This window comes from Candidatus Sulfotelmatobacter sp., assembly GCA_035498555.1.
Taxonomy (GTDB): Bacteria; Eisenbacteria; RBG-16-71-46; order RBG-16-71-46; family RBG-16-71-46; genus DATKAB01.
The window spans coordinates 1-11,509 of the sequence record DATKAB010000199.1; the positions used below are offsets into that span (position 1 = coordinate 1).

Annotated in this window: 9 protein-coding genes; 1 reads left to right on the forward strand and 8 read right to left on the reverse strand. The window is 66.9% G+C overall.

Features of this window, described 5'->3' with window-relative positions; genetic code table 11:
* Nucleotides 1-898 (forward strand): glycosyltransferase (locus VMJ70_15540; GenBank protein ID HTO92544.1); only part of this gene is annotated, 898 nt, incomplete at its 5' end.
* Nucleotides 899-920: 22 nt separating this feature from the next.
* On the opposite strand, the gene VMJ70_15545 is transcribed toward VMJ70_15540, so the two are convergent.
* The 8 genes from VMJ70_15545 to VMJ70_15580 all read right to left on the reverse strand — a co-directional run bounded on the left by VMJ70_15545 (nucleotide 921) and on the right by VMJ70_15580 (nucleotide 11,426).
* Nucleotides 921-1,793, reverse strand: coding sequence for a DUF3473 domain-containing protein (locus tag VMJ70_15545; GenBank protein ID HTO92545.1), 873 nt, complete (start codon nucleotides 1,791-1,793; stop codon nucleotides 921-923).
* Nucleotides 1,790-3,805 carry a hypothetical protein gene (locus VMJ70_15550; protein ID HTO92546.1) on the reverse strand — a complete coding sequence of 672 codons (2,016 nt, stop codon included), beginning with the start codon at nucleotides 3,803-3,805 and terminating at the stop codon, nucleotides 1,790-1,792. The genes VMJ70_15545 and VMJ70_15550 overlap by 4 nt, the downstream gene beginning before the upstream one ends.
* Entirely contained in the window at nucleotides 3,802-4,317 is a 516-nt protein-coding gene (locus VMJ70_15555) for an acyltransferase (GenBank protein HTO92547.1), read from the reverse strand. Before VMJ70_15555 ends, VMJ70_15550 begins: the two co-directional genes overlap by 4 nt.
* 34 nt (nucleotides 4,318-4,351) lie before the next feature.
* Entirely contained in the window at nucleotides 4,352-5,365 is a 1,014-nt protein-coding gene (locus VMJ70_15560; protein HTO92548.1) for a GNAT family N-acetyltransferase, read from the reverse strand.
* 11 nt (nucleotides 5,366-5,376) lie between these two features.
* Nucleotides 5,377-7,305, reverse strand: coding sequence for an asparagine synthase (glutamine-hydrolyzing) (gene asnB, locus VMJ70_15565; protein HTO92549.1), 1,929 nt, complete (start codon nucleotides 7,303-7,305; stop codon nucleotides 5,377-5,379).
* A complete protein-coding gene (locus tag VMJ70_15570) occupies nucleotides 7,305-8,798 on the reverse strand; it encodes an O-antigen ligase family protein (GenBank protein ID HTO92550.1) in 1,494 nt (497 codons plus the stop codon). Before VMJ70_15570 ends, asnB begins: the two co-directional genes overlap by 1 nt.
* On the reverse strand, nucleotides 8,795-9,469 hold the full coding sequence (locus tag VMJ70_15575) for a glycosyltransferase family 2 protein (protein HTO92551.1): 675 nt from the start codon (nucleotides 9,467-9,469) through the stop codon (nucleotides 8,795-8,797). Before VMJ70_15575 ends, VMJ70_15570 begins: the two co-directional genes overlap by 4 nt.
* A gap of 202 nt (nucleotides 9,470-9,671) precedes the next feature.
* On the reverse strand, nucleotides 9,672-11,426 hold the full coding sequence (locus tag VMJ70_15580; protein ID HTO92552.1) for a glycosyltransferase family 39 protein: 1,755 nt from the start codon (nucleotides 11,424-11,426) through the stop codon (nucleotides 9,672-9,674).
* Nucleotides 11,427-11,509: the final 83 nt, after the last annotated feature.

The window sequence follows — 11,509 nt, forward strand, 5'->3', positions numbered from 1 at the left end:
CTTTCACCCGCGACTTACCGGCAATCTGCGCGCGCTGCTCGAGTCGAGAGCGGAGGTGTTCTACGCCCGTGCTTCGGGCATGCAGGCGGGACTCGCGTGCGACGTCGCGCGCTGGACGCGCGCCGGTTTCGTGTTCGGCGCCGCCCATGACTCGGATGCCCAGCGAGCGATGCCGCTGGTGCCGATGGCGCGTGATCGGTGGTGGTACGCGCGCGCCATCCGGCGCGCCGATGCGATCGTCGCGCAGACCGCTTTTCAGCAACACCTCTTTCGCGAGCAATGGGGCCGGGAGAGCGTCGTGATTCCCAACCTGGTCGAGCTTCCCGCTCGTCTCGCCGACGCTGGCGAAGCGGGCGCGGTGCTGTGGCTCTCGACCTATAAGGAATCGAAACATCCGGAGTGGATCGTCGAGCTGGCCCGGCGGCTGCCGAATCAGCGCTTCGTCATGGCCGGCGTGATCCCGCCGCCGCCGCTGACTTCGCAGGTGTTCGAGCAGACCAGGCGGGCGGCACGCGAGCTGCCCAATCTCGAAGTCCGCGGGCACCTCGATCGCGCGTCGCTCGACGACTTCTTCGCGCGTGGCGCGCTGTTCGTGCACACCTCCGACTCGGAAGGCTTCCCCAACACGCTGCTCGAAGCGTGGGCTCACGGGCTGCCGAGCGTCTCGATCTTCGATCCCGATGGGATCGTGGCGCGCGAACGATTGGGCGAGGTCGTCGCGGACGCCGAAGCGATGGCGGTCGCTGTGGAGCGCTGGATGGCGGATCCGGCGAGACGGCGAGAGACTGGTGCGCGGGCGCGTGCCCACGTCGAGCGCCACCACGCGCCCGGGATTGTGGCCGATGCGCTCGCCGAGGTGTTGGAGAGAGTGATCGTCCGCGTCCGGGGGCGCGGCTAGCTCTGCCGCGCCGGGGGCAACGTTACACGAGCGGCCGCAGATGCCCCTCTCGCTCGAGAATCTCGCGCATCGGCACCCACTGGTAACGCGGGTAGAGCCGCTCCAGTTTCTCCACCACGGTGTGCAGATTCACGTAGGTGATGAAACCGTCGACCGCATCGAGCGGAACCCGTTTCTGCTCGGGGCTAGCCTCGCGCGGGTGCAGATAGAGCGCGAATGGGCGGGTGCGCAGGATATGGTCCAGCGACCAGCGAAACGCAGCGTACGGTAGGGCACGCAGATAGAATCCGCCGCCGACCGGCAGCCGGAGCGGCCCCCACTTCGCGATCGCGACCGGAAACTCGACCAGCCTGCCATCGGGATCATGCCGCGCGAGGTCGGCGCGCGAGGGCCGATAGATGCTCACCGGCGCCTCGGGCACTCCGTACAGCTTCACGCGCGCCGGGAAGATGCTCGAGTCGTAAGCGAAACCCTCCTCGCGAAGAATCTCGAGCGCCCAGGCCGTGCGCCGATCGATGCTGAAGGTCGGCGCGCGAAAGCCTATTACGGGGACGTCGCCGAGCTTTTCGAGGATCAACGCGCGAAACTGACGAAGTTCGGCGCGAAAGGCTTCGGGGTTCGACGACCACAGCGCTTGGTGATGCATGCCGTGGCAGCCGATCTCGTGCCCCTCGTCCACCATGCGCCGAATCAGGTCGGGGTGGTCGCGCACGACTTCTCCAAGCACGAAGAACGTGGCGCGCACGCCATGCCGGAGCAGCTGCTCGAGGATGCGCTCGGTGCCGGCCCGCACCACGCTGTGATCCTCGGAGTCGCCCCGGTGCTGCGCTGGGATTAGTTGCGAGTGATACCAGTCCTCGATGTCGAACGAGAACGCCGCCAGGTGCCGGGTCACGGGCCGCTCCGCGGCGAAAGTCGAACCACGCGGTACCCGCCATGGTCGAAGTCGAGCGCCGAGCCCGGCGCGGCATCGATCAGGGTTTGCCATGGCGCGGCCACCGTCGTCGAGTCCTCGGGCCGGTAGAGCACGTACAGAGGCCGGCCGAGGGCGCGCAGACGTGCGACGGACGAATCCGCGTTCCCGGTGCCATCGTAGAGATCGCGAATCAGCTGCTGCCGCGCGCGCATCTCGGCGACCGGGAACGCGGCCCGTTCGGGCGGGAGATCGGTCCCCAGGTAGAGCCGGCGCCGCGCTTTGACCATCAGCAGATCGCGGAATCCGCGATCCAGGAACACCGCATTTCTCGGCGTCGAGCCCCGGATCCATTCATCGGCCGTCGCTTCGCCCGGGCGATCGTGCAGCCGGGGGCTGGTAGCGCCCGCTGGATCGACGAGATAGCCGTGCAAGGTGGCCAGAGTGGGCACCGCAAAGACCAGCGGCAGGGCGATCGCGGCGGCGGCGCGACGGTGAGTCCAGAAGTCGACGACGAATTCCGCGAACGCTGGCGCGGCCAGGAGCAGGCACGGCACGAAACACTCGAACACAAACTTCACGTAGTTGTTCTCGGGGAGATTGACCACGCAAGCGAACGCGATCATGAGCGTGCCGAACCCGGCAATCAGCAACTGCGGCATCCGCCTCTGCCGCCAGCTGTCGACCAGCGGCCGCCGCGCGAACCACAGTGAGAAGAAGCAGGAGGTCACGAGCGTCCACGGGAACCAGGTGTTGAATGAGATGAAATGGTGCGAGAGCCCGGACTTTTCGGGTGCCCATCCGGCGGTGATCGAGCGAAGGTAGGGGTAGGTCAGCAGCACGCCGGCCCCGCTGGCGAGTGCGAATGCCGCAAGGCTCGACCGACCAGGCAGCCAATTCCAGCGGGAACGGAAGAGCCAGGCGATCGCCAGCCCTGCGCCGGCGACCGGAATCACCGAGAGCCCCACCACGCTGTGGAACAGCATCATTCCCGCGGCGCTCAGGACAGCGAGCACCAGCGCGTCCCGGCGACGATCGCCGAACCAGCGCAGCATGGCCCACAGGTAGACCAGCATGAGCAGATAGGCGTAGGCGAGAGGAGTGCCGACCGTAAGCTTGTCGAGGAAGCTCACCATCTGAGCGAACGGAGCGCTGAGGCTGTAGAGAATGCGCATCGTCCCGGGCTGAAAATCGGCGGCGATGCGGGCGAATTCGTTCCCGCCCTGAACCTTGCCCACGAAAAGCCGCACGAGTCCGAGCGGCCAGAGCAGGTAGGCGCCGGCGTTGAGCCCGAGCGTCAGCAGCGCCACCGCACCGATCGTGGCGCGCTCGCTATTCCAAAGCCGCTGAGCCAGCAGCGCGACGACGAGCACCGTGCCGTATCCGGTCACGGCGTTGAACAGCGACATGAAGAAGAACGGTTCCTGGCCTCGCAGGCTCGAGAGCAAGGCGATGAACAGGTTGAAAAACCAGACGTAATTGAGGCGGAGCCCTGCCATGCGCGGATCCTCCGGAGGCATGCCGCGCGTCAGCAACTCCATCACCACACCGCCGTGCAGCCAGGAATCGCTGTGAACGAGCACGAGCGGGTTCAAGACCGGCAACGCGAGCAACACCGTGCCGAGGCCGATCGCCCACCTCATCGCCGACCTAGGCAGAGCGACCGGCTCCTCTTCCCGGCCTGGCCTGCGGCGAAGAATCGCCGACGCGTAGCTCGCGCCGCTGGCCACGGCGACCGCCAGCGCGGCGCTGCGAAAGTCCAGACCCGCCCGCATCAGCACCCAGCCCGCCATGGCCGAAAGCAGCGGGGACAGTGCGGCGGCGAGAGCGGCCCGCGTCACTCGATGGGTTCCGGGCATCAACCACGACGTGAAGGCAAGCCCCGGAAACAGGCCGAGCCAGGGGTAGAGGATGAGCTGCTCGCTCATCGGTGGCAGTGGAAGCAGGGTGAGCGCAGCCCAGAACAACAGGACTGCGAGAGGGAGAACCTTCATTCGAGCGGTCCGATGTCCCTCGTCACGCGAGCCGGAACCCCAAGCGCCACCTTGCCCGGCGGCACGTCGCGCGTCACCACCGCGCCGGCGCCGATCACCGCCCGCTCGCCGATCGTGACGCCCGGCAGGATGATGCAGCCCGCGCCCAGGTAACAGCCGCGCTTGAGCGTCACCGGCGCCACCGTGCCATCGGCCTGGCCCGGCAGGATCGCGTCCATCCGGCGCGCGTCGTCGTGGACGATGACCGTGACTCGGAACGAGATCACCACGTCGTCCTCGATCTCGATCAGCTCGGGGAACTGGTCGTCGAGCCAGGTGTCGAGCCCCACGAACACCCCGTGGCCGATCGAGATGCCCATGGCGCGATAGAGCGCGAGGCGCAATCCGGGTGGAATGCAGACGCGCGCCCACTGGTGCAGCAGCTTCTGCCACAGCACCTGGAGCAGCGATCGCGGCGCGATCTCATGCTCGTAGGATTTTCGCGTGACGCGCGACGAGATGCGGCGACTCACGCGCGCACCTGCCCCTGGCGACCTTGGACCGCTCTCACATCACCTCCGGAAAGCGGCGCCGCACGCGCTCGCCGAGCAAACCGGCCACCGGCACCGGCAGTCGCCGCCAGATGGCGACTGCCGCCGAGAAGGATCCCTTCTGGTCCTCGAGCGTCGGCGGTCTGTTCGCGCGCCCGAGCGCGTACTGGTAGTAGAGCTGCACTGGCGCGGCTCCCCATTGGGCCTTGAACGAGTAGGTACCGGACGTGCGCTGGCTGCGGCCGAAATCGAAGCGTGTCATGCCCAGCTCGATCGCGCGGCGGATGGCCGCCCAATAGAGCACATGATTGGGGCAGAGCGCGAGGTAGCGGCGCAGCGAGGACGCCCAGGGGTCGCTCATGCGCGCCCCGTGCGCGATCGTGAACATCGCGCCGACGGGGCGCCGCTCGAGATCCAGCAACAGCACGTCGGCGCCCGCGCCGAGCTCCTCAAGCGCGGCCGCGAAGTATCCGACGCTTCGAATCGGCGTGCCCAGATCACGCATGTTCTGCAGGAGCACGCGATGAAAATCACGCACGTGCTCGCGACCCCAGCGTGTCGTGAACGCCGAACGCTCGCCCTTCCGCACCTGGTTGCGCAACTTGGCGTCGAACGCCCTCCACTGCGCCTCGACCGACGTTTCGAGCGCGAGTTCCAGCGTCAGGTGCTCGGTGCTGGTTGCGAGCCCGGGCCAGGCCACGCGCTGGTCCCGCAGCTCGATCCAGTCGAGCGCCTGCCGCCTGAGAAGCTCGCGCGCCGGCTCGAGAAGTGCCGCCGCGGTCGACTCATCGTCGGCGAGAAGCCCGCCAGGTGCCGAGAACAGCGCGTGCCCGGGCTTCTCGAACAGCGGCAGGATCCCGCGGATTCGGCCCTCCGATTCGGCCAGCCAGTAGTGGGGCGTTACCCGGAAGAAGCGCTCGGTGAGTGCCCTCCATGCGACGCGCTGCCCGAAATGAGACCCGGGTTGAGCGACGACGTAGGCGTCCCAGAGCTCGCGATCGGAATCCCGAAACGCGCGGACCTGCGCCACGCGCCGTGCCCTCAGCCGGCGAGCGCCGTCGCGGCGCGCGGCGGCGGAACGTAGGGCACGGCGCGGCGCGGAGACTGATCGATGTAGGCGCGATGCCAGAGTTCGAGAGTCAACAGGGTCCACAGCTCACGGCTGCGGTCGCGCCGGCCCTCGAGATGCTCCGCGACGGTGCGTCGAAGGACTGCCTCATCGTAGTAGCCGCGTCCGAGGCACGTGGGTGACAACAGCGTATCGGCGAGCAGCGCGCGCAGCGGACCTCGGAACCACGGTGAAAGCGGCACGGTGAAGCCGACTTTCGGCCGGTCCACGACCTCATGCGGAAGCAGGCGGCGGGCGAGGCGTTTCAAGAGCACCTTGCCCTCGAGCCCCTGCACCTTGAACCGGTCGGGAAGCGTCGCCGCCCATTCGATCAGCAGATGGTCGAGCAATGGCACGCGCGCCTCGATCGAGGCCGCCATGCTCATCTTGTCCATCTTCATCAGCAGGTCGTCGGGCAGCCAGAGCTTGAGATCGGCGTCGAGCATGCGGTCGAGCGGGCGAGCCGCGTTCGATTCCGCGAGCGCCGAGCGGAACGCCGCGGCGCCGAGTCCGTCATGCGCGCGCAGCTCGGACGTCAGCAGCTGCGCGCGCTCGCCGCCCGCGAATCCCGCGAACCACGATGCCAGTCGGTCGGCCTCGTCGCGGAAGCGCGCGCTGCGCGCGACCACCTGAAGCTTGCGGAACCGGAACGGCAGGCGGTCCACCCCATAGCGGAGCAGCAGCTCGCGCAAGCCCGCGGGGAGTGCCGCCAGCCGGCGCGCCAGCGGGTCGACGGCGTACTTGGGATAGCCGGCGAACAGCTCGTCGCCACCCTCGCCCGTGAGCACCACCGTGACGGTCTCGCGGGCGAGCTGAGACACCAGGAAAGTGGGAATGGCCGCCGGCTCGGACACGGGCTCGTCCTGATGCCAGACCAGGCGCGGGATCTCGCGGAGCAGGTCGCCGGCCCCAACCAGGATCTCGTGATGGTCGGTGCCGAGATGGCGCGCGACCTGGCGCGCGAAGGGGAGCTCGTTGTAGCGGCCAGGCTCGTCGAATCCGACCGAAAAGGTCTGGACCGGGCGCGCCATCAGCCGGCTCATGAGCGCCACCACCACGCTCGAATCCACGCCACCCGAGAGCAGCGCGCCCAGCGGAACTTCGCTCATCAGGCGGAGCCGCACCGATTCGGTGAGGCGCGCCTCCAATTCGGCCAGCGCGGCGTGGTCGGGGAGATCTCGTTTGGGCTCGTAGGCCACGTTCCAGTAGCGGCGCGGCTCGATCGCCCGCGACCCGATCTCGAGGGAGTGCGCGGGTTTGAGCTTGTGAATGCCCTCGAACAGCGTGGCCGGAGAGGCCGCGTAGCGAAGCGTCAGGTGCTCGACCACCCCGGGCAGATGGACGCGGCGTTCGACGCCCGGGAACGCGAATAGCGCCTTGATCTCGGAAGCACTTACGAACGCCTTTCCGGCGCGGGCAAAGTAGAGCGGCTTGATGCCTGCGCGGTCGCGCGCCACGAACAGGCAGCGCCGACCGCGATCGAAGATCGCGAACGCGAACATGCCGCGCAGCCGCGTGACGCACTCCGCGCCCCATTCCTCGTAGGCGTGGACGATGGTCTCGGTGTCGCTGTGAGTGCGGTAACGGTGGCCCTTCGATTCCAGCTGGCGACGCAAGTCGGCGTGGTTATAGATCTCGCCGTTGTAGACGATCCAGATCGTGCCGTCTTCGTTGCTGAGCGGCTGGGCGCCGGTCGCGACGTCCACGATCGAGAGCCGGCGGAAGGCGAGACCAACGCCGTCCTCGACGTGGAAGCCGACGTCATCGGGCCCGCGATGCGTGAGCGACTCAGCCGCTGCCTCGAGCCAGGCGCGGTCGGGGCGCGAGCCATCGGGATCGAACCACGCAACGATGCCGCACATCAGCGTCCTGCGAGACCGTGGGTCAGTGACCGGAGCGGACGGCCGGGACGTACTGGCTCGGCAGCCGGCTGCGATGCGCGCGCCTGTTGCTTCACGATCAACGAAGTCGCGATCAGCATCGAGAACATGACCCAGATCTGGAACTGATAGATGGGATTGCGCAGATATTCGATCTTCAGCTCGTCCACCAGGAAGATGACCAACTGAACATGGGCGGCCAACAGGTAGGCCTTCGAATAGCTTGGGTCGTTGAGCCGGTCGGTGGTCGGAATCGAAGCCCTTAGCATCCTAAACAGGAACCAAAGGAAGAAGGTGACTCCCACGAATCCGATGTTGTTTCCGACGAATAGCAGCAAGCAGTGCGGCCAGTACCAGAGCGTGAGGCCGTGTTCGACGGAGTAGTACGGCCCCCAGCCGATCCATGGATGCTGCATCCACCTGCCCCAGGCCTGCGGCCACACGGCCGCACGGGAGTCCGGAATCAGACCGACGAATTGTGTCTTCTGGAATCGGGCGAAGACATCGCCCGACTTCGTGAAGTGGGCGACGTAGAAACTCAGCGCGAGGAAGATGGCGGTCGCCACGCCGCCGATGATGGTGAACGGCACGACCTGAATCCGCTTTCGGATCACGAACAGGAGGTAGGCCATCCCGACACCGAGCGCGAGCATGCCGCCGCGCGTGATCGTGCTGAACAGAATGAACAGGGTCATCAGTAGGAAGCCGGCGTAGATCGCCCGCCGGGTCGCGGACTTCGCCTGCGCCACCAGGAAGATGAAGAAGATCAGGTTCATGGCCGTGAACTCAGCCAACAGCTCGTAGTCGAAGAACGGGCCGCCCACCCGGTAGTTCCGAACATCGAGCTCGGGATTGGTGAACTTGCTCAGGTCGATCCAGCCCGGGATCAGAACATGCCCCGGGAATGCCAGCTCCCACGCGCAGAACAGATAGATGACGCCGATCGAAACCACTTGGAACAAATGGACTCGTTTGAGATCTTGTTCGCTCCGCATATTCGCGACGCTCAGATAGAACATGATGACGCAGGAGAGGAACATGAAGAAGTTCATGAGCCCGCGATCGAACGCGACTAGCTTGTCAATGTTGTAGAACGAGATCACGTAAGCCAGGATCAGGGCGACGATCGGGGCGTCGAGCGGGGTTCTACGCAGCGGCGGCGCAGCGCGTTGCGAATAGCGGAGCAGCCAGATCACCGCCAGCAGCAAAATCAGCGCGATGTTGGTGCTGCCGAAGCTGACCGAGCGTGGAAAGGGCAGGGCGAGGATCAGCACGCCGAGCCCGGATACCAGGTCCAGGCGCCAGGCGATTCCGAACACCACGAGACCCGCCAGGGCGCCGAGCATGCGCTTGTCGGGTTCCATGTACTGGAGACCCAGCACTACGCCGATCCCCGCCAGCAGGAGCAGTGAGATCCCGCCGCTTACCCAGTCACGGGACTGAGCCTGAGGATGAGTGTGGGGAGCGGTGCTCATACCATCCCAAACCGCTTACGAACCAGGAACATGAGGTTCTGATAACCGTCGCGCCACTTCTGGAGCTTCACCTCGCCCACGCGCGCGCCGTACGGAATATGGCCTTCACCGAACTTCATTCCGCGCAACAGCGCCTCGAGCTTGATCTCTTCGCTGAATGCCATGCCGTCCGAGGTGAGCTTCATACGTTGGAGGCCGGAGCGACGGAAGACCCACATGCCGGACTGGCTGTCGCGGATCGGCTTGAAGAAGAGTACGGCGGCCGCGACCGTCAGGACCCAGTTGCCCAGCATGTTCGTGAATTCCATCGCCTTCCGATCCACCAGCGGGAAACGGCTCGCCGAGAGAAAATCCCAGCGCCGGTCGACCAGCTCGTCTACCAGCCTGGGAATCTCCTCAGGCGGATAGGTTCCGTCGCCGTCCAGCGTCACGATCACATCGCCCTTCGCGGCGGCAAGCCCTGCCTTGTAGGCGGCCCCGTATCCGGGGGTCTTCTCCGCGACCACGCGAGCTCCCATCGAAGCGGCCACTTCGGCGGTACGATCGGTGCAGTTGTTGTCCACCACCACAACCTCATCCACCAGCTTGGGCACACGGGCCAAGACCTCCCGAATGCCCCCTTCTTCGTTGTAGCAGGGAATGACGACACTGATCGTCAAATCACGGTGCATTCAGGGGGGTGTGGGGCGGGCGGGGGGATTGAAATCAGGTTTCGAGAGCGACAGGAAGTCTATCAGCCGCAACGGCCTGCATCAAGCCTGCGGCCGCTTGCCCAGCGGCCCAAACGCACGTTTGGCCTGGCGCAAACTGCTCCGCGCACGCTCGGGCGAATCGTGTTGCAGTCTGCACGCTCTCGGGCCCGGATTGAGGGGGTCAGCGGCCGGACGCCCGCTCCCAGATCCTGATCGCCGGGCCGGCCACTAGCGGCGAGTCTGTGCCGCGGGCCAGCCCGAGCACCCGCCACTCGTTCCGCGGCGCCGGGCTCGCCACGAGGCGCGCGCGCAGAGCGTAGCCCGCCGATCCGTCGGCCAGCGAGCGATCGAACTCGGGCGCGGCGGATTCGCTCGCCGCCTCCGGATGCGCGCGCACCGCTTCCCAGCGCTCGTCAGTCACCACCCACCGCGGCTGGCGGGCCAGCAACGATTCCGCGGGCGACCACTTGGCGTTTTCGAACACCAGCCGCCGATGTCCGCCGTACCACTCCGGCCACAGGGGATCTCGCCCCCAGGTTTGAGTTTCGTCATAGACAACGCGTGGCGGCGAGCCCCACCAGTTCCAATTCACGTTCCGGAATCGATCGGGCACGAATACGCCGAGATCGGCAAGCACCGAATCACCGGGCGCGCCGCGAGTCGCGAGCCATTCGCCGGCCGCGACGCGCGTGTCGTGCTTCACCAGCGCGACGCTCGCGGCACCGTGCGCTCCGTTGGCCACGATTCCCCCGGCGAGCACCGCGGCAAACGCGGCTGCGCGACCCGAACTCGTTCGCAGTAACCCGGTCGGGCCGGCAATCGCGCAGCCAGCGATGACGGCCAGGAACGGGATCCAGAGATCGAGATAGGAGGGCAGCTTCACGAACACGAACAGGACCAGCGCGCCGTACGCCAGCGCCCAGCCCAGCACGAGCACGAGTCCATTCGAGGACGGCGATCCGTCCCAATCCAGGGCGCGTGCGATTCCCCAAACCAGGCCAATTGCGGCCGCCAGCGCGGCCACCGGGCCGAGCGACTGGAGCAGGAACGCGAGCGGCGTCCACATGGGCAGCGGCCGCTGGTGGAGCGATTGAGCGATAAAGGTCTGGGCGAGCCCGAAGCCGAACTCGCGCGGCGAGAGCAGCATCCCTGGCACGCAGATCACGAACAGCGCGCCGAAGGTGAGGACGGGCAACAGAATGCTGATGGGCGGCGCCGGAATGCGCAGCGATTCACGAAGCGCCAGGCCCAATCGGGCGAGGCCACGCCCGGTTGCGTGCGGGTTCGCGAGCACGGGCGCCAGCGCCAGTCCCACGAGGCCAAGCCCACCCAGCCACTTGCTGGCCGCAGCGAGCGCGAACCACGCCGCGGCGCGAACGGCGTCTTTCGTGTTCGGACGCGCGGCCAGTGACATCAACACGAGGAACCCCGCGAGCAGGAACGCCACCTGCGCCGCGTTGGGCTTGGCCAGCGCCGAGATCTCGATCAGCGTTCGATCACAGGCGACGATCGCCGCCGCGGTCAGACCGGCCCATGCGCCGCCCAGTCGAAGGCCGATGCGTCCCGCCAGCCACACGGTCCACAGCCCGAAGACGAGGGAAATGGCGCGCACGCCGACCAGATCGTTGGTCCAGGTGTCGCGCCCGAGAGCGCGCAGCGGCGCCTCGACCACCAGGCTCAGCTCGTAGAACAGGCTCGGGTATTCGTAGGCGTGCGGATGCAGCGTGCCCTTGTGCAGCATGCCGGTCGAGAGCCGCACGTTCTCGACCTCTTCGATGTTGAACGCCTCCGTCAGCCGGTAGGAGCTCGAGGCCAGCGTCAGCAGCGGGGTGCGAATCGCGAGCGCGAGGAGGAGCAGCAGCGCCATGCCCCAGCCGAACAGGGCCGGCGCGGCCGCACGCGAATTTGCCGAGCGGGAAACGGACGATTCGATCATGAGCGCGGGCGCCAGCCCGCGCGCCCTATGGCCAAGTATACATGTGCTAGCCTCGCCGGCTTGCTTGTCCTCGGGGTGACGGA